This window comes from Burkholderia metallica (assembly GCF_902832845.1).
Taxonomy (GTDB): Bacteria; Pseudomonadota; Gammaproteobacteria; order Burkholderiales; family Burkholderiaceae; genus Burkholderia; species Burkholderia metallica.
Genome location: NZ_CADFDB010000003.1, coordinates 153,634 through 178,509 on the forward strand (window position 1 = coordinate 153,634; position 24,876 = coordinate 178,509).

Annotated in this window: 23 protein-coding genes; 18 read left to right on the plus strand and 5 right to left on the minus strand. The window is 68.3% G+C overall.

The window, feature by feature from the left end:
• The 13 genes from HWX08_RS10885 (at position 1) to ureG (ending at position 12,254) form a co-directional block, all read left to right on the plus strand.
• A complete protein-coding gene (locus HWX08_RS10885; protein ID WP_069255978.1) occupies positions 1–324 on the plus strand; it encodes a rhodanese-like domain-containing protein in 324 nt (107 codons plus the stop codon).
• Positions 325–763: 439 nt separating this feature from the next.
• Positions 764–2,071 carry an urea ABC transporter substrate-binding protein gene (urtA, locus tag HWX08_RS10890; RefSeq protein ID WP_069255977.1) on the plus strand — a complete coding sequence of 436 codons (1,308 nt, stop codon included), beginning with the start codon at positions 764–766 and terminating at the stop codon, positions 2,069–2,071.
• A 155-nt stretch (positions 2,072–2,226) separates the two neighbouring features.
• Entirely contained in the window at positions 2,227–3,846 is a 1,620-nt protein-coding gene (gene urtB, locus HWX08_RS10895) for an urea ABC transporter permease subunit UrtB (protein ID WP_174919534.1), read from the plus strand.
• Between the two features lies 1 nt (position 3,847).
• Complete coding sequence (urtC, locus tag HWX08_RS10900; RefSeq protein ID WP_174919535.1) at positions 3,848–5,035, plus strand: urea ABC transporter permease subunit UrtC; 1,188 nt, start codon at positions 3,848–3,850, stop codon at positions 5,033–5,035.
• Complete coding sequence (gene urtD, locus HWX08_RS10905) at positions 5,032–5,889, plus strand: urea ABC transporter ATP-binding protein UrtD (protein WP_107310899.1); 858 nt, start codon at positions 5,032–5,034, stop codon at positions 5,887–5,889. Before urtC ends, urtD begins: the two co-directional genes overlap by 4 nt.
• Positions 5,890–5,893: 4 nt before the next feature.
• Positions 5,894–6,586, plus strand: a complete 693-nt coding sequence (urtE, locus tag HWX08_RS10910; protein ID WP_174919536.1) for an urea ABC transporter ATP-binding subunit UrtE — start codon at positions 5,894–5,896, stop codon at positions 6,584–6,586.
• A 204-nt stretch (positions 6,587–6,790) separates the two neighbouring features.
• Positions 6,791–7,666 carry an urease accessory protein UreD gene (locus HWX08_RS10915; RefSeq protein ID WP_174919537.1) on the plus strand — a complete coding sequence of 292 codons (876 nt, stop codon included), beginning with the start codon at positions 6,791–6,793 and terminating at the stop codon, positions 7,664–7,666.
• A 236-nt stretch (positions 7,667–7,902) separates the two neighbouring features.
• On the plus strand, positions 7,903–8,205 hold the full coding sequence (gene ureA / locus HWX08_RS10920; protein ID WP_006406310.1) for an urease subunit gamma: 303 nt from the start codon (positions 7,903–7,905) through the stop codon (positions 8,203–8,205).
• 13 nt (positions 8,206–8,218) lie between these two features.
• Entirely contained in the window at positions 8,219–8,524 is a 306-nt protein-coding gene (locus tag HWX08_RS10925; RefSeq protein ID WP_046545089.1) for an urease subunit beta, read from the plus strand.
• A gap of 29 nt (positions 8,525–8,553) precedes the next feature.
• Positions 8,554–10,260: an urease subunit alpha gene (gene ureC / locus HWX08_RS10930; protein WP_069255971.1), complete on the plus strand. Its 1,707-nt coding sequence runs from the start codon at positions 8,554–8,556 to the stop codon at positions 10,258–10,260.
• Positions 10,261–10,282: 22 nt separating this feature from the next.
• A complete protein-coding gene (ureE, locus tag HWX08_RS10935; protein WP_174919538.1) occupies positions 10,283–10,924 on the plus strand; it encodes an urease accessory protein UreE in 642 nt (213 codons plus the stop codon).
• Positions 10,911–11,591, plus strand: a complete 681-nt coding sequence (locus HWX08_RS10940; protein ID WP_069255969.1) for an urease accessory protein UreF — start codon at positions 10,911–10,913, stop codon at positions 11,589–11,591. The genes ureE and HWX08_RS10940 overlap by 14 nt, the downstream gene beginning before the upstream one ends.
• 15 nt (positions 11,592–11,606) lie before the next feature.
• The gene (ureG, locus tag HWX08_RS10945; protein ID WP_174919539.1) at positions 11,607–12,254 is read left to right on the plus strand and encodes an urease accessory protein UreG; all 648 of its coding nucleotides are present in this window, start codon (positions 11,607–11,609) and stop codon (positions 12,252–12,254) included.
• A 63-nt stretch (positions 12,255–12,317) separates the two neighbouring features.
• Here ureG and waaA read toward each other — a convergent pair whose 3' ends face one another.
• From waaA to HWX08_RS10965, 4 genes are all read right to left on the minus strand, one after another.
• The gene (gene waaA, locus HWX08_RS10950) at positions 12,318–13,673 is read right to left on the minus strand and encodes a lipid IV(A) 3-deoxy-D-manno-octulosonic acid transferase (protein ID WP_174919540.1); all 1,356 of its coding nucleotides are present in this window, start codon (positions 13,671–13,673) and stop codon (positions 12,318–12,320) included.
• A gap of 37 nt (positions 13,674–13,710) precedes the next feature.
• Positions 13,711–14,595 (minus strand): Kdo hydroxylase KdoO, encoded by an 885-nt coding sequence (gene kdoO, locus HWX08_RS10955; RefSeq protein ID WP_069255966.1) that lies wholly within the window; start codon positions 14,593–14,595, stop codon positions 13,711–13,713.
• A 33-nt stretch (positions 14,596–14,628) separates the two neighbouring features.
• Positions 14,629–15,624, minus strand: a complete 996-nt coding sequence (gene waaC / locus HWX08_RS10960) for a lipopolysaccharide heptosyltransferase I (RefSeq protein ID WP_069255965.1) — start codon at positions 15,622–15,624, stop codon at positions 14,629–14,631.
• A gap of 174 nt (positions 15,625–15,798) precedes the next feature.
• Positions 15,799–17,193, minus strand: coding sequence for a phosphomannomutase/phosphoglucomutase (locus tag HWX08_RS10965; RefSeq protein ID WP_069255964.1), 1,395 nt, complete (start codon positions 17,191–17,193; stop codon positions 15,799–15,801).
• 265 nt (positions 17,194–17,458) lie between these two features.
• On the opposite strand from HWX08_RS10965, the gene HWX08_RS10970 reads away from it, so the two are divergent.
• The 5 genes from HWX08_RS10970 to HWX08_RS10990 are packed head-to-tail and all read left to right on the plus strand — an operon-like array spanning position 17,459 to position 22,896.
• Positions 17,459–18,715: a lipopolysaccharide biosynthesis protein gene (locus HWX08_RS10970; RefSeq protein WP_174919541.1), complete on the plus strand. Its 1,257-nt coding sequence runs from the start codon at positions 17,459–17,461 to the stop codon at positions 18,713–18,715.
• A complete protein-coding gene (locus tag HWX08_RS10975) occupies positions 18,712–19,536 on the plus strand; it encodes a glycosyltransferase (RefSeq protein WP_174919542.1) in 825 nt (274 codons plus the stop codon). The genes HWX08_RS10970 and HWX08_RS10975 overlap by 4 nt, the downstream gene beginning before the upstream one ends.
• A 51-nt stretch (positions 19,537–19,587) precedes the next feature.
• Positions 19,588–20,724 carry a glycosyltransferase family 4 protein gene (locus HWX08_RS10980; RefSeq protein WP_174919543.1) on the plus strand — a complete coding sequence of 379 codons (1,137 nt, stop codon included), beginning with the start codon at positions 19,588–19,590 and terminating at the stop codon, positions 20,722–20,724.
• 15 nt (positions 20,725–20,739) lie between these two features.
• Positions 20,740–21,762 (plus strand): UDP-glucose 4-epimerase GalE, encoded by a 1,023-nt coding sequence (gene galE, locus HWX08_RS10985; protein ID WP_174919544.1) that lies wholly within the window; start codon positions 20,740–20,742, stop codon positions 21,760–21,762.
• A gap of 27 nt (positions 21,763–21,789) precedes the next feature.
• Positions 21,790–22,896, plus strand: coding sequence for an MraY family glycosyltransferase (locus HWX08_RS10990; protein WP_174919545.1), 1,107 nt, complete (start codon positions 21,790–21,792; stop codon positions 22,894–22,896).
• Positions 22,897–22,981: 85 nt separating this feature from the next.
• On the opposite strand, the gene HWX08_RS10995 is transcribed toward HWX08_RS10990, so the two are convergent.
• Positions 22,982–24,865 carry a polysaccharide biosynthesis protein gene (locus tag HWX08_RS10995; RefSeq protein ID WP_174919546.1) on the minus strand — a complete coding sequence of 628 codons (1,884 nt, stop codon included), beginning with the start codon at positions 24,863–24,865 and terminating at the stop codon, positions 22,982–22,984.
• Positions 24,866–24,876 lie beyond the last annotated feature (11 nt).

A 24,876-nucleotide genomic window follows, 5' to 3' on the forward strand; every position in this document is an offset into this window, starting at 1 on the left:
ATGCAGATCCTGACGGCCGCGATGCTCGCGGAATGGCTCGGCGACGAGGCGCGCCCCGCGCCGATCGTGCTCGACGTGCGCGAACCGTGGGAAATCGCGACCGCGCAGATCGCCGGCAGCGTGTCGATTCCGATGCAGCAGATTCCCGCGCGCAGTGAAGAACTCGACGACGAAGCGGACATCGTCTGCGTGTGCCATCACGGGATGCGCAGCGCCCAGGTCGCGATGTTCCTCGAATCGCGCGGCTTCACGAAGCTGTACAACCTGCAAGGCGGAATCGACGCGTGGTCGCGCGACGTCGATCCGTCCGTGCCGCGTTACTGATCCCGCCGGCGGCGCCTCACGCGCCGCCGCACCGGCCGGCTCCCCCTGCCGCCAGTCACACTGATCCCCCGAACGGGCGCGCATTGCGCGCCCGTTTCTCTTTTCCGCTCCGGCCGGCTCACGTGTCGCCTCGCTGACTCGTCTCGATGACGCGCCGCGCGTGCGTGGCGCGCCGTCACGGTGCGCGACGGTTCCCGCGCCGCGTGCAGGTGCACGCACCGGAACGGCGAACCCCGACCGTGCACCATTTGCGCCCGCGACGCTGCACCGCGACGGACCGCGCATGCCGCACGATGCGTCATGCGCACCGTCCCGACGCCGCGCACTGCCCCGCGCAGGCACGCCGGACGTGCATCCGCACGACTGGCACATGCCTTGCGTTACCCGTTGGCCGACGCCTTCGCGGCGCACGCATATCCAACACGTCAAGGGGAACCCGATGAAACGTCGCAGTCTGTTGAAGTTCGGTTCGATGGCCGGCGCACTCGCGCTCGCCGGCAAGAGCCCGTTCGTACACGCGGCCGACGCCGGCACCGGCCCGATCAAGGTCGGCATCCTGCATTCGCTGTCGGGCACGATGGCGATCTCGGAGACGTCGCTGAAGGACACCGCGCTGATGACGATCGCCGACATCAACAAGAGCGGCGGCGTGATGGGCCGCAAGCTCGAGCCGGTGGTGGTCGATCCCGCGTCGAACTGGCCGCTGTTCGCGGAGAAGGCGCGTCAGCTGCTCACGCAGGACAAGGTCGCGTGCGTGTTCGGCTGCTGGACGTCGGTGTCGCGCAAGTCGGTGCTGCCGGTGTTCGAGGAACTCAACGGGCTGCTCTACTATCCGGTGCAGTACGAAGGCGAGGAAATGTCGCGCAACGTGTTCTACACGGGCGCCGCGCCGAACCAGCAGGCGATCCCGGCCGTCGAGTACCTGATGAGCGCCGAAGGCGGCGCGGCGAAGCGCTTCTTCCTGCTCGGCACCGACTACGTGTATCCGCGCACGACCAACAAGATCCTGCGCGCGTTCCTGAAATCGAAGGGCGTGAAGGATGCCGACATTCAGGAGGTCTACACACCGTTCGGCCACAGCGATTACCAGACCATCGTCGCAAACATCAAGAACTTCTCGCAGGGCGGCAAGACGACCGTGATCTCGACGATCAACGGCGACTCGAACGTGCCGTTCTACAAGGAGCTCGGCAACCAGGGGATCAAGGCGACCGACGTGCCGGTCGTCGCGTTCTCGGTGGGCGAGGAAGAGCTGCGCGGGATCGACACGAAGCCGCTCGTCGGCCACCTCGCCGCGTGGAACTACTTCATGTCGGTGAAGAACCCGACCAACACGAAGTTCAAAGACCAGTTCGCCGCGTGGGTGAAGGCGAACAACCTGCCGGGCGGCGCGAAGCGCGTGACCAACGATCCGATGGAGGCGACCTACGTCGGCATCCACATGTGGAAACAGGCGGTCGAGAAGGCGAAGAGCACCGACGTCGACAAGGTGCGCGTCGCGATGATCGGCCAGACGGTTGCCGCGCCGTCGGGCTTCACGCTCGCGATGGACGGCAACCATCATCTGCACAAGCCGGTGATGATCGGCGAGATCCGCGGCGACGGGCAGTTCAACGTCGTGTGGAAGACCAAGACCGCGGTGCGCGCGCAACCGTGGAGCCCGTTCATCGCGGGCAACCAGGGCAAGCCGGACATCGTCACGTCGATCCCGGCGTTCCTGCGCCGGCAGCGCGCGGCGCTCGCCTGACGCCCGGCGGCGCGTCGTGCGTCACACGCGACGCGACGCTCGCACGCCGATGCCGATGTCGACGCCGCTGCGCCGGCCGCACTTGCCGCGATGAACCGCACGCGCGGCCGCCTCGCCGCCGGCATCCGCTTCCCCACGCCCGACAGGATTTCCCGATGCCTACACGCTTTCGCCGAGCCGCCGTCGCGATCGTCGCGTGCGCCGCCCTCGCGGGCGGCCTGCCGCACGCCGCGTTCGCGCTGACGGCCACCGATACCGCCGCGCTCGCCGGCGACGACTTCGACGCGAAAACGGCCGCGATCGAGCGGCTCGCCGTCGATCCCGATCCGCGCGCCGTCGCGTTGCTCAACGCGCTGTCGACCGGCGACGCGCTCGCGACCGGCGACGGCCGCCTGCTGATCCAGACCGGCGACACCGCGCACGACGCGCTCACGCAGGCCGCAACGCCCGCCGGTGACGCGCAGCCCGTGATGCTGAACAACCTGCTGCGCACGAAGATCGCGGGGGCGCTGTCGGGCCTCGCGCTCGCATCGCCCGACGTCGCCGCGCGGCGCGACGCGATCGATGCGTTGCTGAAAGCGCCCGACCCGGCACTCAAGCCGATGATCGACCGCGCCCGCGTGAAGGAAACCGATCCCGCACTGAAGCGCCGCCTCGACGCGTTGTGGGCGATCGCCGCGCTGCACGACGCCGATCCGGCGAAGCGCCTCGAAGCCGTGCAGGTGGTGGCCGCGCGCCGCGACCTCGACATGATCGAACAGTTGCGCCCGCTCGTCGCGAAGAACGCCGACGGCAGCTACGCGGAGCCCGACGCGCGCGTGCGCGACGCCGCGCAGCAGGGTCTCGAAGCGCTGCATGCGTTGCAGCGCCGCGGCGAGATCGTCGGCACGCTGTTCGCCGGCCTGTCGCTCGGCAGCGTGCTGCTGCTCGCCGCGCTCGGCCTCGCGATCACGTACGGGCTGATCGGCGTGATCAACATGGCGCACGGCGAATTCCTGATGATCGGCGCGTACGCAACCTATGTCGTGCAGACGCTGATCCAGCGCTACGCGCCCGGCGCGTTCGACTGGTATCCGCTCGTCGCCGTCCCCGTGTCGTTCGCGACGGCCGCGCTCGTCGGCATCGTGCTCGAACGGCTCGTGCTGCGGCACCTGTACGGCCGCCCGCTCGAGACGCTGCTCGCGACTTTCGGCGTGAGCCTGATCCTGATCCAGGCGACACGGATGCTGTTCGGCGCGCAGAACGTGCAGGTCGTGAACCCGTCGTGGATGAGCGGCGGCGTGACCGTGATGCAGAACCTGATCCTGCCGTACAACCGGCTCGCGATCCTCGCGTTCGCGCTCGCGGTGGTGTTCGTCTCGTGGGCCGTGCTGACGAAGACGCGGCTCGGGCTGTTCGTGCGCGCGGTCACGCAGAACCGCCGGATGGCCGCGTGCGTCGGCGTGAAGACGGCCCGCGTCGACGCGTACGCGTTCGCGTTCGGCGCGGGCATCGCGGGCCTCGGCGGCTGCGCGCTGTCGCAGATCGGCAACGTCGGGCCCGACCTCGGCCAGAACTACATCATCGATTCGTTCATGGCGGTCGTGCTCGGCGGCGTCGGGCAGATCGCCGGCACCGTGCTCGGCGGCTTCGGGCTCGGCCTCGCGAGCAAGGCGATCGAGCCGTTCTGGGGCGCCGTGCTCGCGAAGATCGCGGTGCTCGTGATGATCGTGCTGTTCATCCAGAAACGCCCGCAGGGCATGTTTGCGCCGAAGGGCCGCAGCGCGGAGGCTTGACGTGACTTCATTCACCGATTCGATATCGAACCCGGTCGCCGACGCGTCGAAGCCCGCTGCCGCCGCGCGCGCGGCGGACGGCTTCGCGCTCGGCCTGCCGCCCCGCCCCGCGCTGCTGTCGCGGCGCGCATGGCTCGCGCTGATCGCGCTGTGCGTCGCGATCGGCATCGGCGTGCCGCTCGCCGCGCTCGTCGCGCCCGAGTCGAGCGCGTTCCACCTGTCCGCGTACGCGATGACGCTCACCGGCAAGCTGATGTGCTACGCGATCGCCGCGCTCGCGCTCGATCTCGTCTGGGGCTACTGCGGGATTCTGAGTCTCGGCCATGGCCTCTTCTTCGCGCTCGGCGGCTATGCGATCGGCATGTACCTGATGCGCGAGATCGGCCGCGACGGCAAGTACGGCAGCGACCTGCCCGACTTCATGGTGTTTCTCGACTGGCACCAGTTGCCGTGGTACTGGAGCGGCACCCAGCATCTCGCATGGGCGCTCGCGCTCGTCGTACTGGTGCCGGCCGTGCTCGCGTGGGTGTTCGGCTTCTTCACGTTCCGCTCGCGCGTGAAGGGCGTGTACCTGTCGATCATCACGCAGGCCATGACGTTCGCCGCGATGCTGCTGTTCTATCGCAACGAGACGGGCTTCGGCGGCAACAACGGCTTCACCGACTTCAAGCGCATCGCGGGCTTCGCAATCACGTCGCCCGCCACGCGCACGGTGCTGTTGCTGCTGACGTTCGCGACGCTCGTGCTCGCGTTCGTCGCCGCGCGCGCGATCGTCACGAGCAAGCTCGGGCGCGTCGTCACCGCGGTGCGCGACGGCGAGACGCGGCTGATGTTCCTCGGCTACAGCCCGCTCGCGTACAAGCTGTTCGTGTGGACCGTGTCGGCCGTGTTGTGCGGGATCGCGGGCGCGCTGTACGTGCCGCAGGTCGGCATCATCAACCCCGGCGAGATGTCGCCCGGCAACTCGATCGAGATGGCGATCTGGGTCGCGGTGGGCGGGCGCGGCACGCTGATCGGGCCGATCGTCGGCGCGTTCGCGGTGAACGGCGCGAAGAGCCTGTTTACCGCGTACTTCGCCGAATACTGGCTGTTCTTCCTCGGCCTGATCTTCGTGCTCGTGCCGCTGCTGCTGCCGCGCGGCATCATGGGCCTCGTCGAAACCGTGCTCGCGAAGGGGAAACGCGCATGAACGGAACGGCTCTCTACCAGTTCACGCCGCCGCCCGACGACGATCCGCTGACCGTCAGCGGCACCGCGTCGATGGGACGCGTCGTGCAGCCCGGCATCGATACGTCGCACGGCACGATCCTCTACCTCGAGGACATCGAGGTGAGCTTCGACGGCTTTCGCGCGCTGAAGAAGCTGTCGCTCGCGATCGACGCGGGCGAGCTGCGCTGCGTGATCGGCCCGAACGGCGCCGGCAAGACGACGATGATGGACGTGATCACCGGCAAGACGCGCCCCGACGCGGGCAAGGTGTTTCTCGGCCAGACGCTCGACCTCGCGCGGATGAACGAGCCCGAAATCGCGCGCGCGGGCATCGGCCGCAAGTTCCAGAAGCCGACCGTATTCGAACAGCATCCGGTGTGGGAAAACCTCGAGCTCGCGATGCAGACCGACAAGGGCTGGCTCGCGTCGCTGCGCGCGCGGCTCGACCGTGCCGCGCAGGCGAAGATCGAGGAGACGCTCGCGCTGATCGGCCTCGAAAGCCACGCGTATCGCGCGGCCGGCGAGCTGTCGCACGGGCAGAAGCAGCGGCTCGAGATCGGCATGCTGCTGATGCAGCGCCCCGCATTGCTGCTGCTCGACGAGCCGGCGGCCGGGATGACCGATCACGAGACGATGGAGCTCGCCGAGCTGCTGAACACGCTGCGCGGCACCTGCTCGATGATGGTCGTCGAGCACGACATGGAATTCGTCGCGGCGCTCGCGGGCGACACCGGACGCGTGACGGTGATGGCCGAAGGCGCGGTGCTCGCGCAAGGCACGCTCGACCAGGTCAAGCGCGACGACGCGGTGATCGAGTCCTACCTCGGAAGATGATGCGATGCTGAAGATCGATGCACTGAACCAGTTCTACGGCGGCAGCCATATCCTGCGCAACGTGAGCCTCGCCGCCGACGACGGCAAGCTCACCGTGCTGCTCGGCCGCAACGGCGTCGGCAAGAGCACGCTGCTGCGCTGCCTGATGGGCGTCGTCCCCGCGAAGAGCGGCAGCGTGTCGTGGCGCGGCACGGCGCTCGGCGCGATGCCGCCTTATGCACGCGTCGCGGCGGGGCTCGCGTACGTGCCGCAGGGCCGCGACATCTTTCCGCGGCTGACCGTCGAGGAGAACCTGCTCGTGGGCGCGGCAAGCCGGAAAGCGCCGTCCAGGGTTCCCGACCGCATCTACGACCTGTTCCCGGTGTTGAAGGACATGCGCGCACGGCGCGGCGGCGACCTGTCGGGCGGCCAGCAGCAGCAGCTCGCGATCGGCCGTGCGCTGATGAGCGAGCCGCAGCTGCTGATCCTCGACGAGCCGACCGAAGGCATCCAGCCGTCGATCATCCAGGACATCGGCCGCACGCTGCGCCAGCTCGTCGACGAAGCGGGGATGACGGTGCTGCTCGTCGAGCAGTTCTACGACTTCGCGCAATCGATCGCCGATCGATACTGGGTCATGAGCCGCGGCGAAATCGTCGCGGGCGGCGACGCGCGCGACATGGCAGCGAACGGGGTGCGCGAGCTGATCGCCGTCTAGCCGGAAAAGCGGCGCGCGGCGGGTATCGCTTGCGGCTGTCGCTCCGGTGCGTCGCCGAGTCGCGCAGGTCGCGCTTGCGGCGGCGCAGCGGCACCGTCGGGTGCCCGCGTTGCCGCGCACTGCAACGCGGGCACCGAAACGTATATTGTTCCGGTAGCATCCACGTTCTGCGTGCCCGTTTCACTGCTCTCCCGTTCACCGCCGATGTCCGCCCCCGATTCCCACGCCCCGCTGTCCCGCCCTGCCGTCGCCAAGTCGTGGCGCGGCCGCCTCGAACTCGGCTTCGAGCGGCACGGTGCGCGCACGACGCTCGCGCACCGGCTGCACGACGGCCCGCTGCGCGTGCAGCGGCCGCTGTACCCGGAAGGCGACGCGATCTGCCACGCAGTGATCGTCCATCCGCCCGGCGGCGTCGCGGGCGGCGACCGGCTCGGCATCGACATCGCGCTCGACGCCGGCACGCACGCGGTGCTCACGACGCCCGGCGCGACCAAGTGGTACAAGTCGAACGGGCTGGACGCAACGCAGCGCATCGGCATCACGGTCGGCGAGCGCGCGAAGCTCGACTGGCTGCCGCAGAACAACCTGTTCTTCGACGCCGCGCACGCGTCGCTCGACTTCAGGCTGACACTCGGCACGGGCGCCAGCGCGATCGGCTGGGACGCGACGCAGCTCGGTCGGCAGGCGGCCGGCGAAACCTGGTCCGCGGGCCGCATCGCGTCGACGTCGGCGCTCGTCGATGCCGACGGCCGGCCGCTGTGGACCGAGCGCGCGCTGCTCGATGCGCACGACCCGCTGCGCGGCGCGCCGCAGGGTCTCGCCGGTTTTCCCGCGTACGGCACGCTGTGGGCAGTCGGCGCCGCGTGCGACACCGCCCTCGCCGAATCGCTCGCCGCGCGGATGCCGTTCGATGCCACGCTGCGCGCGGGCGCGACCTGCGTGACACCCGGCGTCGTGCTGGTGCGCGCGCTGTCGACGTCGATGGAAGCGCTGCAACGCCACTTCACCGACTGCTGGCTGCACCTGCGGCCGATCGTGCACGGCGTCGACGCACGGCCGCTGCGCCTCTGGCAAACCTGAGCGCGCTCGCGCCACGCACCGTTTCGGCGCAGCATCGCGGGCTACGCTGCACGCTGCCCATGCATCGCGCACCAAGAACGCGCACGACGTGGCGTTCCGTGCCCTTGGCACGGGCCTTGCTCCTTACATAACCGATACACGACGCACGCAAAACAGCGCGGTGCTACGATGACCCGCGCGTTCGCCCCATTGCGTACGCACCGATAAAAATTACGTTTTCCTGAACGTCTGCCTTCATGAAACTGACTCCCCGCGAGAAGGACAAGCTGCTGATCTTCACGGCGGCGCTGCTGGCCGAGCGCCGTCGCGCACGCGGCCTGAAGCTCAACTATCCGGAGGCCGTCGCCTTCATCACCGCCGCGCTGATGGAAGCCGCGCGCGACGGCAAGACGGTCGCCGAAGTGATGCATTACGGCACGACGCTGCTCACGCGCGACGACGTGATGGACGGCGTGCCGGAGATGATTCCCGACATCCAGGTCGAGGCGACCTTCCCCGACGGCACGAAGCTCGTGACCGTCCACCATCCGATCCCGTGAGCGAGGTCCGCGCATGATCCCCGGCGAAATCCTCACCGACGACGGCGAACACGAACTGAACGCGGGCCGCGCGACGCTGACGCTCGTCGTCGCGAACACCGGCGACCGCCCGGTGCAGGTCGGCTCGCACTACCACTTCTTCGAGGTCAACGACGCACTGTCGTTCGATCGCGCGGCCGCGCGCGGCTTTCGCCTGAACATCGCGGCCGGCACCGCCGTGCGCTTCGAGCCGGGCCAGACGCGCACCGTCGAGCTGGTCGCCCTCGCGGGCGATCGCGCCGTCTACGGTTTTCAGGGCAAGGTGATGGGGCCGCTGTAAGCCGCGCCCCGCTCTTCAGGAACAGCAACATGACACTACGCTTGAGCCGCCGCGCGTACGCGGAAATGTTCGGGCCGACGACGGGCGACCGCGTCCGGCTCGCCGACACCGAACTGCTGATCGAGATCGAACGCGACTTCACCACCTACGGCGAGGAAGTGAAATTCGGCGGTGGGAAAGTGATCCGCGACGGGATGGGCCAGTCGCAGCGCGTGGCCGCCGACGTGCCCGACACGATCATCACGAACGCGGTGATCCTCGATCACTGGGGCATCGTGAAGGCCGACATCGCGATCAAGCACGGCCGTATCGCCGCGATCGGCAAGGCCGGCAACCCCGACATCCAGCCGGGCGTGACGATCGCGATCGGCGCCGCGACCGAAGTGATCGCCGGCGAAGGGCTGATCGTGACGGCCGGCGGCATCGATACGCACATCCACTTCATCAGCCCGCAGCAGATCGACGAGGCCCTCGCATCGGGCGTCACGACGATGCTCGGCGGCGGCACGGGGCCGGCCACCGGCACCAACGCGACGACCTGCACGCCGGGCCCGTGGCACATGGAGCGAATGCTGCAGGCCGCCGACGGCTGGCCGATCAATCTCGGCTTTCTCGGCAAGGGCAATGCGAGCCTGCCGCAGCCGCTCGTCGAGCAGATCGCGGCCGGCGCGATCGGGCTGAAGCTGCACGAGGACTGGGGCACGACGCCCGCCGCGATCGACAACTGCCTGTCCGTCGCCGACGAGACCGACACGCAGGTCGCGATTCATACCGACACGCTGAACGAAGGCGGCTTCGTCGAATCGACGGTCGCCGCGTTCAAGGGCCGCACGATCCACACGTACCACACCGAAGGGGCCGGCGGCGGCCACGCGCCCGACATCCTGAAGGTGTGCGGCGAGGCGAACGTGCTGCCGTCGTCCACCAACCCGACGCGCCCGTACACGATCAACACGCTCGACGAGCATCTCGACATGCTGATGGTGTGCCATCACCTCGATCCGTCGATCGCCGAGGATCTCGCGTTCGCCGAATCGCGCATTCGCCGCGAGACGATCGCGGCCGAGGACATCCTGCACGACCTCGGCGCGCTGTCGATGCTGTCGTCCGATTCGCAGGCGATGGGCCGCGTCGGCGAAGTGATCATCCGCACGTGGCAGACCGCGCACAAGATGAAGGTGCAGCGCGGCGCGCTGCCGGAAGACGGCGCGCGCAACGACAACTTTCGCGCGAAGCGCTACGTCGCGAAGTACACGATCAATCCGGCGCTCACCCATGGGATCGCGCACGAAGTCGGTTCGATCGAGCCGGGCAAGTGGGCCGACCTCGTGCTGTGGGAACCGGCGTTCTTCGGGATCAAGCCGTCGATGATCCTGAAGGGGGGGATGATCGCGATGGCGCAGATGGGCGACCCGAACGCGTCGATCCCGACGCCGCAGCCGGTTCACTATCGCGAGATGTTCGCCACCCGCGGCGGTGCGCTCGCGCGCACGTCGCTGACCTTCGTGTCGCAGATGGCGGCCGATGCGGGCATCGCCGAACGCTACGGCCTCGCCAAGCGGATCGTGCCCGTGCGCAACTGCCGCAACGTGACGAAGGCCGACATGATCCACAACGCGTGGCGTCCGTCGATCAGCGTCGATCCGGAAACCTACGACGTGATCGCCGACGGCCAGTTGCTCACCTGCGAGCCGGCGACGGTGCTGCCGATGGCGCAGCGTTATTTCCTGTTCTGATCCGTTGCAGGTTTTCGATTTCATGCGCACCCTCGACAAACGCATTGCCCCGAACGTGAAACTCGCCGCGTCGCTCGTCGCGCGCGCGCCGACGCTCACGCTCGCCTACGACGCCCGCTGCAAGAGCCGCCTCGCGGCGACGCTCGATACCGGAGAGGACGTCGCGGTCCTGCTGCCGCGCGGCACGATCCTGCGCGACGGTGACGTGCTCGTCGCCGACGACGGCGCGCTCGTGCGCATCGCCGCGGCGCCCGAAACCGTGCTGCACGTGCGCGCGGCCGATCCGCTCACGCTGATGCGCGCCGCCTACCATCTCGGCAACCGCCACACGCCGGTCGAGATCGGCGACGGCTACCTGAAGCTCGAAGCCGACCCGGTGCTCGCGGACATGCTGCGCCGCCTCGGCACGCAGGTCGAGGAAGCGCACGCGCCGTTCCAGCCGGAAGCCGGTGCGTACGGCGGCGGTCACAAGCACGGGCACGATGCAACTTTCGCCGAGGATTACGCGCTCGCGCAGCAAGTATTCGGCGAGCATCACGGCCACGCGCATTCGCACAGCCATAGCCACGACCACGACCACGACCACGACCACGACCACGACCACGACCACGACCATCAGCATGGTCCCGGATGCGCGCACGGCCACGGCCATGACCACCACTGAACTCGTCGCGCTGCTGCATCTCGCGTCGCCTGCGCTGCCGATCGGCGCGTACAGCTATTCGCAGGGCCTCGAAGCGGCGCTCGACGCGAACCTGATCCACGACGCCGATTCCGCGCGCGACTGGATCGCGAGCGGCCTGACCGACGTGCTCGCGCACGGCGAGCTGCCGTTCCTCTCGCACCAGCTCGCACGCTGGCATGCGCACGACGCGCACGCGCTTGCCACGGAAAACGCGTGGTACGTCGCGAGCCGCGAATCGGCGGAACTGCGCCGCGAAACCGAACAGATGGGCTGGTCGCTCGCGCAGCTGTGCGCGTCGCTCGAATGGGGCGACGCCGCGCGTCGCGCGACACTCGCGTCGCTGTCGCCGGTCGCACTGCCCACCGCATTCGCATACGCAGCCGCCGCACACGACGCGAGCGCCGACGCCGTGCTCGCCGCCTACGCATTCGGCTGGGTCGAAAACCAGACGTCCGCCGCATTGAAGGCCGTGCCGCTCGGCCAGCTCGCCGGGCAACGCATCATCGTCGCGCTGCGCGGCGCGATCGACGCGGCCGTGCGCCGCGCGCTCGCGACGCCGCCCGACGCCGTCAACACGTTCGCGCCGCAGCTCGGCATCCTGTCCGCGCGGCACGAAACCCAGTATTCGCGGTTGTTCCGCTCCTGATCCCATCGCCAGACCATGAACGCACCTGCCCCCTCCTCCACCCGCCGCACGAAGAAACTGCCGCCGCTGCGCGTCGGCATCGGCGGCCCCGTCGGCTCCGGCAAGACCACGCTGCTCGAAATGCTGTGCAAGGCGATGCGCGACCGGTACGACCTCGTCGCGATCACCAACGACATCTATACGAAGGAAGACCAGCGACTGCTGACGGTCGCGGGCGCGCTGCCCGAGGAACGCATCATGGGCGTCGAGACGGGCGGCTGCCCGCATACGGCGATCCGCGAGGATGCGTCGATCAACCTCGAAGCCGTCGACCGGATGCTCGCGCGCTTTCCCGATGCAGACATCGTGTTCATCGAATCGGGCGGCGACAATCTCGCCGCGACCTTCAGCCCCGAACTGTCGGACCTGACGATCTACGTGATCGACGTTGCCGGCGGCGAGAAGATTCCGCGCAAGGGCGGCCCGGGCATCACGAAGTCCGACCTGCTGGTGATCAACAAGACGGACCTCGCGCCGCTGGTCGGTGCGAATCTCGACGTGATGGCGTCCGACACGAAGAAGATGCGCGGCGAACGGCCTTACGTGATGACGAACCTGAAGGCGCTCGAAGGCGTCGCGGACGTGATCGCGTTCATCGAGAAGAAGGGGTTGCTCGCGGTCTGAGCGGCACGGCGGCGCCCTCCGGTGCCGCCGCGCAGGCTCCCGGCGGCATTGCGCCGCCTTCGCTTAGTCGTCGGACGTGTCCTGCTCGTCCTGCAGCGCCCGCGCGCCGCGCTCGGCGGGCGGCAGCAGCGCCGCGAGCACGTCGACCGTGCGCGCGGTCGCACCGCGGTGACGCGACGCGAATGCCGCGCCGGCCGCGCCCATCGCGATGCGCCGCGCGTTGTCGGCGAACAGCGCGTCGAGCACGTGCGCGAGATCGAGCGGGTCCGCGACCTGCAGCGCCGCGCCGGCCGCGACCGCGTCGGCGGTCGCCTGCGTGAAGTTGAACACGTGCGGCCCGATCAGCACCGGCACGCCGACCGCGCATGCTTCGATCAGGTTCTGGCCGCCGAGCGGCAGCAGGCTGCCGCCGATGAACGCGATGTCGGCCGCCGCGTAATATGCGCCGAGCTCGCCCATCGAATCGCCGAGCAGCACCGTCACGTCGTCCGGCAGCGGTTCGGCGGCCGGCTTGCCGGCCGCGAGCGCCCCTGCGTCGGCGGCCCACACCGAGCGGCGCACGCACTTGAGCCCGCTGCGCACAACGAGCGCCTCGACTTCGGCGAATCGCTGCGGATGACGCGGCACGAGCACCAGCAGCGCGCCGGGCGTGCGCATTTCCGCGAACGCCTGCAGCACCAGCGCCTCTTCATTCTCGCGCGTGCTGGCGGCCACCCACACCGGCCGCGCGCCGATCGCGTCGCGCCACGCATGGCCGCGCGCCGCGAGTTCCGGCGGCGTCGTCATGTCGAACTTGAGGTTGCCGAGCACGGTCACGTTGCGCGCGCCGAGCGACGTCAAACGCTCCGCATCGGCCGGGCTCTGCGCGAGCACGCGCGAGAAGCCGCCGAACACGTCGCGCGTCGCCGCGCCGAACTTCGCCGCGCGCCGGAACGAACGCGCGGACATCCGCGCATTGGTCAGCACGAGCGGCACGTCCGCGCGGCGGCATTCGTCGATCAGCGTCGGCCACACTTCGGTTTCCATCACGAGGCCGAGCGTGGGCCGCCACGCGCGCAGGAAGCGCCGCACCGCGCCGGGCATGTCGTACGGCAGGTAGCCGCGCAGCACGCGATCGCCGAAGATCTGCTCGCCGGTTGCGCGCCCGCTCGGCGTCATGTGCGTGAGCAGGATGCGCGCATCGGGGCGCACGCGCATCAGCGCGTCGATCAGCGGCTGCGCCGCGCGCGTCTCGCCGACCGATACCGCGTGCACCCAGATCAGCGGCGCGCGGTCGTCGCGCGAGCGGCCCGCCACGCGGCCGAAACGTTCGCCGATGTGCTCGCGATAGCCGCGCTCCCTGCGCGAGCGCACGTAGAGCCGGATGACGGCGATCGGGGCGACGAGCCACCACAGCGCGCGATAGATCACCCTCAGCATGCGGCGACCCTCGTCTTGCTTCGGAGCAGCGGCGCGCTCAAACCAGCGCCCTGCCCGTCAGGCGTTCGAGAATGCCGAGCGGCGCGCATTCGCGGCGCACCATCGCATCGACCGGCAGGAAGAAGGTCTGTTCGAGCATGAACTGGCCGGACATCACAGCGTGCGAAGTCTGATCGGAGAAACATATCCACACGCTGCCCGGCGGGAACGGCATCGTCTGCTGCGGGCAGGTTTTCTGGTAGTCGAGATCGGCCTTCATCCCGTCGTGCAGGTTCAGCATCAGGTGGTCGTACGCGCTGCGCGGCGACTTCGTCACGTGCAGCAGGTTCAGCAGCCACGCGGAACCGGGGAACTGCGGCCTGATGCGCGGCAGGAAGCGCTTCGCGACGTCCTCGAACGGCTCGCCGACGCGCCACACGCGCGGCACGCCGGCCGGGTTCACGTTCGTGAACACGCGCAGGATGCGTTCGCCGTAGTTCGGCCGCGACGGAAACGCGTCGACGTGCAGTCGGCTGTCGTCCTTGCGCCACGACGTCTGGCGCGTTTCGACCTGCATCAGCCGCAGGCTCGTCGGCGCGACGCGCAGCTTGCCGCGGTATTCGGGAAAGAGGCCGTCGACGAGCGTGCCGGCCTGCTGCTGGAAGCGCGCGACGAGCGCGCGCACCGCCGACTGGGTGACGCTGTCGCCGAGCACCCCGGCGAGCGCGCCGCCGTTCGGCGCGAGGCTGATGTTCTTGCGTTTCGGATCGGCGAGCGCCGGATCGAGCAGCGCTTCCTCGCCGCCTTCGATCGCGAAGCGCAGGTGCGGGAAATACAGCACCTTGCCTTCCTCGACGGCGGCCAGCAGGTGTTCGCGCGGCGCCGACAGGTTGTGTCCGCTCCAGTCGGCGGACGGGACTTCGATGATCTGGGATTCGCTCATGATCGGTTCGCGTGGGTTCGCATGTGACGGGCGTTACAGCAGACCGAAGCCCGCGAGCGCCGACTTCACCTGCCCGATCGACGGGGGCTGCCCCGCCGTGCCGAGATTGACGACGTTCGGCGACCAGTAGCCGCCGGTCCGCCAGGCCGTCGAGAAATTGTACAGTTCGACCGTCGGACGCTTCAGCGCGGCCGCGATGTGAACCAGACCTGTATCAACCCCGACGGTCGCGGCCGCGCCGTCGATCAGCCCGACCACGGCCGGCAGCGACAGCTTCGGCGGCACGATCGCCGCCGCGCCGAATTCCTTCGCGAGCCGCTCGCTGGTCGCGCGCTCCGCGTCGTTGCCCCACGGCAGCACGAGCGACGCGCCGCGCCGCACGAGCGCCTGGCCGAGCTCGATCCACGCGGCGTCCGGCCACTGCTTGTCGGCGCGCGACGTCGCATGGACGAACACCACGTACGGCACCGGCAGGTTCAGGCCGAGCGCGGCCACGGCGAGCGCCGCCGCGCGCGTGTCGAGCCCGAAATCGACCGGATCGGCCGGCGTCGGCACCGGGTCGCCCAGCGCGGCCGCGACGAGTTGTCGCGAGCGCTCGACCACGTGCGTGCGCGGCGCGATCGGCACCCGCTTGCGGTAGAAGAAGCGCACCGGCCACTCGTAGCCGGCCCCGTCGGTGCGGTTGCCGAGCCCGACGAGCGGGCCGCGCGCCCAGCTCGCGACCCAGGCCGTCTTGATGAGGCCCTGACAGTCGATCACGAGGTCGTACTGCTCGGCCGCGAGACGTCGGCGAAACGCGCGGATCTCGCGCCACGTGGCGCCCGAGAACGGCTTCTTGCGCCAGCGGCGCAGCGAGAACGGCAGCACGTTGCGCACGCCTTCGACGAGCTTGACCAGGTCGACGAAGCTTTCCTCGACGAGCCAGTCGATCTGCGCTTCGGGGTGGCGGCGCCGGATATCGGCGATCACGGGCATGTTGTGCACGACGTCGCCCAGCGACGACACGCGCACGATCAGGATCTTTTGCACGCTGAAAAAACGCCGGCAGGCAGCCGGCGACAAGCAGAAAGGGGGGATTTTAGCTCGCCCGGCGGCCCGGACAGACAAAAAGCGGCCGCACGCCGCCGGCGTGCGCCGCTTTTCGGGATGGCGCGACGATCGGAATCGCCGTCGCGCCGTGGGCGGCCCGCAGGCCGCCGATGCTCAGAACGGCAGCTTGACGTCCGGCTTCGCGGCCGTCAGCACGCGGCGGAAGTCTTCCTGGATGCGCTTGAGGCCTTCCTGCGTCTCCGCCTCGAAACGCATCACGACGACCGGCGTCGTGTTCGACGAACGCGCGAGGCCGAAGCCGTCCGGGTACTCGACGCGCAGGCCGTCGATCGTCACGACTTCCTCGGCGCCGTCGAACTTCGCCTCTTTCTGCAGCTTGTCGATCAGGCGGAAGTTCTCGCCTTCGTCGAGCCACAGCTGCAGTTCGGGCGTGCTCATCGCATCCGGCAGCCCGTTGAGCAGCGCGCTCGGATCGGCCGTCTTCGCGAGGATCTCCAGCAGGCGCGCGCCCGTGTAGAGGCCGTCGTCGAAGCCGTACCAGCGATCCTTGAAGAACACGTGGCCGCTCATTTCACCGGCGAGCGGCGCACCCGTCTCGCGCAGCTTCGCCTTCACGAGCGAGTGGCCCGTCTTCCACATCAGCGGCTCGCCGCCCTTCGACTTCACCCATTGCGCGAGGTGGCGCGTGCACTTCACGTCGTAGATGATCTGCGCGCCCGGGTTGCGCGACAGCACTTCCTCCGCGAACAGCATCAGCTGGCGGTCCGGATAGATGATCTGGCCGTCCTTCGTGACGACGCCGAGGCGGTCGCCGTCGCCGTCGAACGCGAAGCCGATCTCGGCGTCGGTGTCCTTCAGCGCCTGGATCACGTCCTGCAGGTTTTCCGGGTGCGCGGGATCGGGGTGATGGTTCGGGAACGTGCCGTCGATGTCGGTGAAGCGCTCGACGAGTTCGCAGCCGAGCGCCTTGAACAGACGCGTCGCGAGCGGGCCGGCCACGCCGTTGCCGGCGTCGACGACGAGCTTCATCGGGCGGGCCGGCTTGATGTCGCCGACGATGCGCGCGATGTATTGATCGGCGACGTCGAATGCTTCATACGAGCCGCTGCCCGTTTCGAAGCGCTCGTCGACGATGCGGCGGTACAGCGCCTGAATCTGCTCGCCGTAGATCGCGGCGCCGCGCAGCACCATCTTGAAACCGTTGTAGTCGGGCGGGTTGTGGCTGCCCGTGACGACGATGCACGAATCGACGCGGCGCTCGCCGCCCTTCAGCGCGAGCGGCACGTTCGCGGCGAAATAACCGACCGGGGTGGGCACCATGCCGACGTCGACGACGTCGACGCCCGCCGCACGCAGGCCATCGGCGAGCGCGCCGACGAGTTCCGGCCCGGACAGGCGGCCGTCGCGCGCGACGACGACCGCATCGCCGCCCTGCGCGCGCACTTCGCTGCCGAATGCCCGGCCGATCGCGCGCGCCGTGTCGGTGTCGAGCGTCTTGCCGACCACGCCACGGATGTCATATGCCTTGAAGATGGATTGGGAGATCATCGATTCTCTTCTCTCTCAGTTGCGTGCATGGAAAATTGTCTGGCCTGCGTGGCGGCCTCTCGCCGGTGCCGCGCATGATACATGCCTGCCCGGCACGGCGCGAAACCGCAGGGGTGCAACGGCGGGAGCGATCCCGATCCCACTTATAATCGCGGGTTTCGATGACGCGCATGCCGCCCATTTTAATGCCTAGCCGTTCCGCCGCCGCCACTCCGCAGCCTCCGGGCGCCCTGCCGGCCGCCTTGCGCGCACGCGGCCACCGCGCATGCTGAAGCGTTTCGGCAACCCGGACGTCGCGAAGGCCGTCGCGAACCTCGTCTGGCTGGGGCTCGAACGGCTCACGCAGATCGGCGTCGCGATCGCGATCAGCGGCCTGCTGGCCCGTTATTTCGGGCCAGATGTGTTCGGCAAATGGCAGTATGCGAATACGCTCCTCCTCGTGCTGGCGCCGCTCACCTGGGTGTGCGGCGCGGAAATCCTCGTCCCGACCATCGTCCAGCGCCCGCCCGCCCAGCTCGGCGCGGTGCTCGGCAGCGCGTTCGCGCTGCGCATCGCCGTCTCGGCCGCCGCGCTCGTCGCGACCTGGCTTGCGATCGCCGCCGGCGCGTTCGATCCGCTCGTCGGCGCGATGCTCGCGGGCCTCGCGGTCACGATGGTGTTCCGCGAGCCGTTCGTCGGCGTCATCAACGCGTGGCTGCAGAGCATGACCTACAGCAAGCCGCAGCTCGTCACCAGCATGGTCACCGCGCTGGTGAAGGCGCTGCTCGTCTGGCTGCTGGTGCGCGCAGCCGCCGGCCCCGCCCGCTTCGCGTGGCTGTGGGCGCTCGAGGCCGCCGCGATCGGCTTCGCGCTGGTGCTGTACTACCGCCATCGTAACGGCGGCGCGCTCGGCTGGACGTTCGACAAACCGCTGTTCCGGCACTTTGCGACGGCCGGCACCGTGTTCTGGCTCGGCCTCATCTGCATGTATCTGTTCCTGAAGCTCGACCGCCTGATGCTCGAGCGTCACGTGTCGTTCGCCGATCTCGGCCGCTACTCGGCCGCGCAACAGCTCAACGAGAACTGGATCACGCTCGCGCTGATGCTCGCGCAGACGCTCGCGCCCGCCTTCGTCTACCGCGTGCAGGACGTCGCGCGACTGCGCCGCAACATCGTCCGGCTGATCGCGATGACGGCCGGCCTGATGACGGCCGGCGCGCTCGTGCTCGACGCCGCCGCCCCGCTGATCGTCGGCAAGGTGTTCGGCCGCGGCTACGAGGCGTCGGTCGACATCTTCCGCTGGGCCGTCTGGCTGTCGGTGCCGGCCGGCATCGAGGCGATAGGCAATCTTATCGTCCTCAAATATCAAGCAAAATTCGTGTTGCTGTCGAAATGGCTGCTCGCGCTGGCGATCGCCGCGCTCGTCAACCTGTTCGCGATCCCGCGGCTCGGCCTGTACGGCGCGCTCGCCGGGCTCGCGGCCGGCTATCTGGCCGCCGCCGCCGTCAATTTTTATTACATCCGTTTCAAGCTGAAACCATGACGTCCCCTGATTGCACGCCCCCGCTCGACGACGTGGCCGTGCTGATGCCGGCCTACAACGGGCACGACGACGTCGTTCGGACCCTCGCATCGTTTCGCGAGGACGCGCCCGTGCACGTGCTGATCGTCGACGACGGCAGCACGCCGCCGATCGTCGCCCCCGACCTGCCGGGCCTCGCGATCGACGTGCTGCGCATGCCGCGCAACGGCGGCATCGAGCGCGCGCTCGCGGCCGGCATCGACGCGCTCGCCGCGCGCGGCTTCCGCTACGCGGCGCGCATCGACGCGGGCGATCTCGCCGTGCCGCAACGTCTCGCGAAGGAGCGTGCGTATCTCGGCGCCCACCCGCGCGTGGCCTGCGTCGGCATGTGGACGCAGGTCGTGTCGCGCGCCGGCGAACCGCGCTTCATGCTGACGCCGCCCGCCGATCCGCAGACGCTGCGCCGCACGCGCTTCCTGCGCTCGCCGCTCGTGCATCCTTCTGTGATGTTGCGCATCGACGCCGTGCGCGAAGTGGGCAACTATCGTGCGAAGTACCGCGCGGCCGAGGATCTCGATCTTTTTTTACGGTTAATGCAACGCTACGATTGCGCGAACCTGCCGGAACTCGGCCTCTATTACGAGCTGAACGAGGGCGGGATCAGTGCGACCAAGCGCCGGCGCCAGCTCGTGTCGACGCTCACGCTGCTGCTGAGCCACTTCAACGTGCTGAACCCGTACGACTGGGCCGGCCTCGCCAAGAACCTGCTGCATTTCGTGACGCCGTACCGTACGCTGCAGCGGATCAAACAGACGCTGTTCGCCGCGCGGCCGTCCGCCTGACGCGCATCCGGCGCTTTCGGCAATTTCGACGCTTTATTTTTTCTTTTTTTCATGTCCGCCACCTCCCCGCTGCGCATCGCGCTCGTCTGCAACACGGCCTGGGCGATCTACACGTATCGCCACGGGCTGATCCGTGCACTCGTCGCGCGCGGCGCCGAGGTCGTCGTGATCGCGCCGCACGACCGTACGGTGCCCTTGCTCGAACGGATGGGCTGCCGCTATGTGGCGCTCGCGGTCGCATCGAAAGGCACGAGCCCGCGCGAGGATCTCGGCACGCTCGCCGCGCTGGTGCGTCACTACCGCGCGCTGAAGCCCGATCTCGTGTTCCACTACACGATCAAGCCGAACATCTACGGCTCGGTCGCCGCGTGGCTCGCGCGCGTGCCGTCGATCGCGGTGACGACCGGGCTCGGCTACGTCTTCATCCAGAAGAGCCGCGCGGCGAGCGTCGCGAAGCGCCTGTACCGGTTCGCGTTCCGCTTCCCGCGTGAGGTGTGGTTCCTGAACCGCGACGATCTCGCGACCTTCAGCGACGAACAGCTGCTCGCGCATCCCGATCGCGCGCGGCTGCTGCACGGCGAAGGCGTCGATCTCGAACAGTTCGCGCCCGTGCCGCTGCCCGCCGGCGACGCGCCCGTGTTCATCCTGATCGGCCGGCTGCTGTGGGACAAGGGCGTGCGCGAATACGTGGAGGCCGCGCGCGTCGTGCGGGCGCGCTTCCCGCACGCGCGCTTCCAGCTGCTCGGGCCGCTCGGTGTCGATAATCCAAGCGCGATCGGGCGCGCGGATGTCGATGCGTGGGTCGCCGAAGGCATCGTCGAGTACCTCGGCGAAGCGCACGACGTGCGCCCGCACATCGCGGCGGCCGACTGCGTCGTGCTGCCGTCGTACCGCGAAGGCGTGCCGCGCACGCTGATGGAAGCATCGGCGATGGGCCGGCCGATCGTCGCGACCGACGTGCCGGGCTGCCGCGACGTCGTCGCCGACGGCGACACGGGGTTCCTGTGCCGCGTGCGCGACAGCGGGAGTCTCGCGGAACAACTGGATCGCATGATCGCGCTCGGCCCGCAAGGCCGGGCGGCGATGGGCGCACGCGGCCGGCACAAGGTCGCGGCGGAATTCGACGAACAGCAGGTCGTCGAGCGCTACAGGCAGACCATCCATTCGTTGACCGGATTCACATTCTGAAGGAGCGCATCAACAATGACCGCCAAAGGCACCATCCTCGTGACCGGCGGTGCGGGCTACATCGGCTCGCACACCGCCGTCGAGCTGCTCGACAACGGCTACGACGTCGTGATCGTCGACAATCTCGTCAACAGCAAGGCCGAATCCGTGCGCCGCATCGAGCGGATCACGGGCAAGACGCCCGCGTTCCACCAAGTCGACGTGTGCGACGAAGCCGCGCTCGCGAAGGTGTTCGACGCGCACCCGATCACCGGCACGATCCATTTCGCGGCGCTCAAGGCCGTCGGCGAATCGGTCGCGAAGCCGCTCGAGTATTACCAGAACAACCTCGGCGGCCTGCTCGCCGTGCTCAAGGTGATGCGCGAGCGCAATGTCAGGCAGTTCGTGTTCAGCTCGTCCGCGACCGTGTACGGCGTGCCCGAGCGTTCGCCGATCGATGAATCGTTCCCGCTGTCCGCGACGAACCCGTACGGCCAGTCGAAGCTGATCGCCGAGCAGATCCTGCGCGACCTCGAGGTGTCCGACCCGTCGTGGCGGATCGCGACGCTGCGCTACTTCAATCCGGTCGGCGCACACGCGAGCGGACTGATCGGCGAGGATCCGGCCGGCATCCCGAACAACCTGATGCCGTATGTCGCGCAGGTCGCCGTCGGCAAGCTGGAAAAGCTGCGGGTGTTCGGCTCCGACTACCCGACGCCGGACGGCACGGGCGTGCGCGACTACATCCACGTCGTCGATCTCGCGAAGGGCCACATCGCTGCGCTCGACGCGCTCACGACGCGCGACGCGAGCTTCGTCGTGAACCTCGGCACGGGCCAGGGCTACAGCGTGCTGGAAGTCGTGCGTGCGTTCGAGAAGGCGTCGGGCCGGCCGGTGCCGTACGAACTCGTCGCGCGCCGCCCGGGCGACATCGCCGAGTGCTATGCGAATCCGCAGGCCGCGGCCGACATCATTGGCTGGCGCGCGACGCTCGGCATCGAGGAAATGTGTGCCGACCACTGGCGATGGCAGGAGGGCAACCCGCGCGGTTTTGTATAATCCGCTGTCCATTTTTCGAGCGATCCCATGCTCAGCTTCGCGTCCGGCTTCATCGTCTCCCTGCTCGTCACGCTGTTCATCGTGCGCTACGCGCACCTTCACGAGAAATTCTCGATCGACAGCGACCTGGCGGGCGTGCAGAAATTCCACGTGCGGCCCGTGCCGCGGGTCGGGGGCATCGGGATCCTTGCCGGGGTCGTCGTGGCCGCGCTGGTGCTGTCCCGGCGCTACCCGACGATCTCGGGCAGCATTCTGGGCATCGCTGCCTGCGGGCTGCCTGCGTTCCTGTCCGGCCTCGTCGAGGACCTGACCAAGCGCGTGTCGCCCCGCGCGCGGCTGCTCTGCACAATGGGTGCGGCCGCACTGGCGTTCTGGCTGCTCGGTATCGCGGTCAAGCGCATCAGCGTGCCGCCGCTCGATTTCCTGCTCGGCTACGTGGCCGTCTCGGCGTTCATCACCGTGCTCGCGGTTGCGGCGCTGGCGAACGCGATCAACATCATCGACGGGTTCAACGGGCTCGCATCGATGGTCAGCTTCATGATGTTCGCGTCGCTCGCGTATGTCGCGTTCCACGTCAACGACCCGGTCGTGATGTCCGCGTCAATCATCATGATGGGTGCGGTGCTCGGCTTCTTCCTGTGGAATTTCCCGGCCGGGCTGATCTTTCTCGGCGACGGCGGCGCGTATTTCATCGGCTTCATGCTCGCGGAACTCGCGATCATGCTCGTGATGCGCAATCGCGAGGTGTCCGCGTGGTATCCGGTGCTGCTGTTCATGTATCCGATCTTCGAGACGTGCTTCTCGATCTACCGGAAGAAATTCATCCGCGGGATGTCGCCGGGGATTCCGGACGGCGTGCATCTGCACATGCTCGTGTACAAGCGGCTGATGCGGTGGGCGGTGGGCACGAAACACGCGCACGATCTGACGCGGCGGAATTCGCTTACTTCACCCTATCTGTGGCTGCTGTGCCTCGTCGCGGTGATACCGGCGACGCTGTTCTGGCGGCATACGGTGCATCTGTTCGTGTTCGTCGTGCTGTTCGCGCTGACGTACGTGTGGCTGTACCTCAGCATCGTGCGGTTCAGGGCGCCGCGGTGGATGGTGGTGAGGAAGGCGCGGCGCAGTCACTGACGCGCGTACCGGCTTCCGGATGAAAAAAAGCGCCCTGCGGGCGCTTTTTTTTGTCTTGCCGCCCGGTGCTCGGACCAGGGTCGCATCACCGGCTCGATGCGGCGCGCCCCGACGGCACGCTCTGCAGCACGGGGGCAACGGTCGTCTGATATTCCGGCACCCAGCGCCGCAAATCGCGTCGAACCTCGTCGTCGCTCAGCACGCGGTGCTGCATCAGCCATGGCAGCAATTCATCGAGCAGGTTGTCCGGCACTTCACGCGCGCGCGCAATCCGCAATTTCGGATGAGGCGTACGCGTCGTCGCCTCGTCGTCCGCGAGCAATTCCTCATAGAGCTTCTCGCCGGGCCGCAGCCCGGTGAATTCGATCCGGATCTGCTCTTCCGAGAAACCGTACAGGCGGATCAGGTCGCAGGCGAGGTCGACGATCTTCACCGGCTCGCCCATGTCGAGAATGAAGATCTCGCCGCCATGCCCCATGCTCGACGCCTGCAGCACGAGTTGCGATGCTTCCGGGATCGTCATGAAGAACCGCGTGATCTCCGGGTGCGTGACCGTGACCGGACCGCCCTTCGCGATCTGCTGCTGGAACTTCGGAATCACGCTGCCCGCGCTGCCGAGCACGTTGCCGAAGCGCACCGTCTCGAATTGCGTGCGCCCGCTCGTCTGCTGCAGCGCCTGACAGGCCATTTCGGCGAGGCGCTTGCTCGCGCCCATCACGTTGGTCGGGTTGACAGCCTTGTCGGTCGAGATCAGTACGAAGTGGCGCACGTCGTGGCGGATGGCCGCGCGGGCCACGCGATACGTGCCGAGCACGTTGTTGCGCAGCGCCTGCCAGGCGTTGTGCTCCTCCATCAGCGGCACGTGCTTGTACGCGGCCGCGTGGAACACGATGTGCGGCGCATGGCGCGACATCACCTGGTCGAGCAGCAGCGAATCCTTCGCATCGCCGATGATCGGCAGGACCGGCAAATCGGGGAAGCGCTCGCGCAGCTCCTCGGTCAGCCGGTACATCGCGTACTCGGACAGGTCGAACGCGACGAGTTGCGCCGGCGCGAAACGCAGGATCTGCCGGCAGAGCTCGGAGCCGATCGAGCCGCCCGCGCCGGTGACCATCACGACGCGACCGCGCAGCAGCGCCTCGACGTGCGGCGTGTCGATCGTCACGGCGTCGCGGCCGAGCAGATCCTCGAGATCGATGTTGCGTACCTGCGACAGGAAGCCCTGCCCCGGCATCAGCGCGGTCAGCGACGGCAAGACCATCGCCTTCACGCCGGCCCGCACGCACAGCGTCGCGACGCGACGCTGGGTCTCGACCGACGCCGACGGAATCGCGATGATCGCGTACTCGACCTTCATCGCGTCGGTCCAGTGCTTGAGGTCGTTGAACGAGCCCAGCACCTTGTAGCCGTAGATTTCGCGGCCCTGCTTCGTGACGTCGTCGTCGAGCAGGCCGACGAGGCGCCACTCGCCAGAGCGCGAAAGTTCGCGCGCGAGGCTCGCGCCGGCCGTGCCGGCGCCGAGCACCAGTACGGGTTTGCCCTTCCCGACGAGGCCGCCGTACAGGTAGTACTCCTTCGTCGCGCGATAGAGCGCCCGCGCGCCGCCCATTGCCAGGAACAGCATCAGCGGTGACACGAGCAGCACCGAACGCGGAATGATCGGCTGCGGCTGGAACATCACGGCGCCGATCATTACGATCACGCCGCCGCCTGCTACCGCCTTCGCGATGCGCATCAGGTCGGGCAGGCTCGCGAACACCCACAGTCCGCGATACAGGCCAAACCCGTGGAACATCAGCGCGTAGACGGGCAGCACCCACGTGAGCGCCATCAGCGCGCCGCTCAGGAAATCATGTGGGATGCTACCGTTGAAACGAACGAGATAGGCGAACAACCACGCGGCAACAACCGCCGTCAGGTCGAACAGGAATGCACTCAATGACAGCCAAGATGCTTTGGATCGCAACATCGGCGGGAGAC

Bases quoted from the DNA above. Each gene is read 5' to 3' on its own strand.
- HWX08_RS10975 (WP_174919542.1), top strand. From the start codon at position 18,712: ATGACGTCCCCTGATTGCACGCCCCCGCTCGACGACGTGGCCGTGCTG.
- HWX08_RS10940 (WP_069255969.1), top strand. From the start codon at position 10,911: ATGACCACCACTGAACTCGTCGCGCTGCTGCATCTCGCGTCGCCTGCG.
- HWX08_RS10915 (WP_174919537.1), top strand. From the start codon at position 6,791: ATGTCCGCCCCCGATTCCCACGCCCCGCTGTCCCGCCCTGCCGTCGCC.
- waaA (WP_174919540.1), bottom strand. From the start codon at position 13,673: ATGCTGAGGGTGATCTATCGCGCGCTGTGGTGGCTCGTCGCCCCGATC.
- HWX08_RS10885 (WP_069255978.1), top strand. From the start codon at position 1: ATGCAGATCCTGACGGCCGCGATGCTCGCGGAATGGCTCGGCGACGAG.
- HWX08_RS10990 (WP_174919545.1), top strand. From the start codon at position 21,790: ATGCTCAGCTTCGCGTCCGGCTTCATCGTCTCCCTGCTCGTCACGCTG.
- kdoO (WP_069255966.1), bottom strand. From the start codon at position 14,595: ATGAGCGAATCCCAGATCATCGAAGTCCCGTCCGCCGACTGGAGCGGA.
- urtD (WP_107310899.1), top strand. From the start codon at position 5,032: ATGAACGGAACGGCTCTCTACCAGTTCACGCCGCCGCCCGACGACGAT.
- urtB (WP_174919534.1), top strand. From the start codon at position 2,227: ATGCCTACACGCTTTCGCCGAGCCGCCGTCGCGATCGTCGCGTGCGCC.
- galE (WP_174919544.1), top strand. From the start codon at position 20,740: ATGACCGCCAAAGGCACCATCCTCGTGACCGGCGGTGCGGGCTACATC.
- urtA (WP_069255977.1), top strand. From the start codon at position 764: ATGAAACGTCGCAGTCTGTTGAAGTTCGGTTCGATGGCCGGCGCACTC.
- ureG (WP_174919539.1), top strand. From the start codon at position 11,607: ATGAACGCACCTGCCCCCTCCTCCACCCGCCGCACGAAGAAACTGCCG.
- HWX08_RS10995 (WP_174919546.1), bottom strand. From the start codon at position 24,865: ATGTTGCGATCCAAAGCATCTTGGCTGTCATTGAGTGCATTCCTGTTC.
- urtE (WP_174919536.1), top strand. From the start codon at position 5,894: ATGCTGAAGATCGATGCACTGAACCAGTTCTACGGCGGCAGCCATATC.
- HWX08_RS10965 (WP_069255964.1), bottom strand. From the start codon at position 17,193: ATGATCTCCCAATCCATCTTCAAGGCATATGACATCCGTGGCGTGGTC.
- HWX08_RS10970 (WP_174919541.1), top strand. From the start codon at position 17,459: ATGCTGAAGCGTTTCGGCAACCCGGACGTCGCGAAGGCCGTCGCGAAC.
- HWX08_RS10925 (WP_046545089.1), top strand. From the start codon at position 8,219: ATGATCCCCGGCGAAATCCTCACCGACGACGGCGAACACGAACTGAAC.
- HWX08_RS10980 (WP_174919543.1), top strand. From the start codon at position 19,588: ATGTCCGCCACCTCCCCGCTGCGCATCGCGCTCGTCTGCAACACGGCC.
- ureA (WP_006406310.1), top strand. From the start codon at position 7,903: ATGAAACTGACTCCCCGCGAGAAGGACAAGCTGCTGATCTTCACGGCG.
- ureE (WP_174919538.1), top strand. From the start codon at position 10,283: ATGCGCACCCTCGACAAACGCATTGCCCCGAACGTGAAACTCGCCGCG.
- ureC (WP_069255971.1), top strand. From the start codon at position 8,554: ATGACACTACGCTTGAGCCGCCGCGCGTACGCGGAAATGTTCGGGCCG.